At 43.6% G+C, this 660-nt stretch carries 1 protein-coding gene; it reads right to left on the reverse strand.

Annotated features, from left to right (window positions below; all coding sequences use genetic code 11):
• The coding region (purN, locus tag R8O11_RS28355; protein ID WP_318195012.1) for a phosphoribosylglycinamide formyltransferase at positions 1 to 485 on the reverse strand (485 nt) is incomplete at its 3' end.
• Positions 486 to 660: the final 175 nt, after the last annotated feature.

Here is a 660-nt window from a genome sequence, read left to right on the forward strand (position 1 = left end):
TCATCATCTTCAAATACTGTCACTTTTGCTTGAAGAACTACGGGACCGCCGTCTAACTCTTCTGTGACAAAGTGAACACTTGTGCCGTGCTCTTTGTCTTTGGCGTCAATCGCGCGCTGGTGGGTGTGTAAACCCGGGTATTTAGGTAGAAGAGAAGGGTGAATGTTGATCATCTTACCGAGATAGTGCGAAACAAATGCACCGCTAAGAATGCGCATGTACCCTGCAAGAACGACAACATCGGGCTGATACTTGTCAATTTGTTGCATCAACTCGGCATCGAATGCCTCGCGTGACTCGAACGCTTTTGGGTCAACAAAGTGGCCATCAACATTAAACTGTTTTGCACGTTCTAGGCCGTATGCGTCAGATTTATTAGAAAATACTGCTGCAACGTGTGCGTTAGGCATGCTGTTTTCACAAGCTTCTAAAATGGCTTGTAAGTTACTGCCGTTACCTGAAATTAGGACCACGATGTTTTTCATGATGTTGGGGCTGCCTTGATATTGTAGGTTCTATAAATTACCTACTATTAGGGTGGTTTTCGATGTTCCAGATAGCAGAATGAGGACGTGGCGTCCTCATTCATTTTATTTTTTAGCGTGATTCACAAGTTAGTTGATTTCAACTTGCTCTTCATTTGCTTCTGCTTGAGCAATT

It is taken from the genome of Vibrio sp. 1288 (assembly GCF_033344475.1).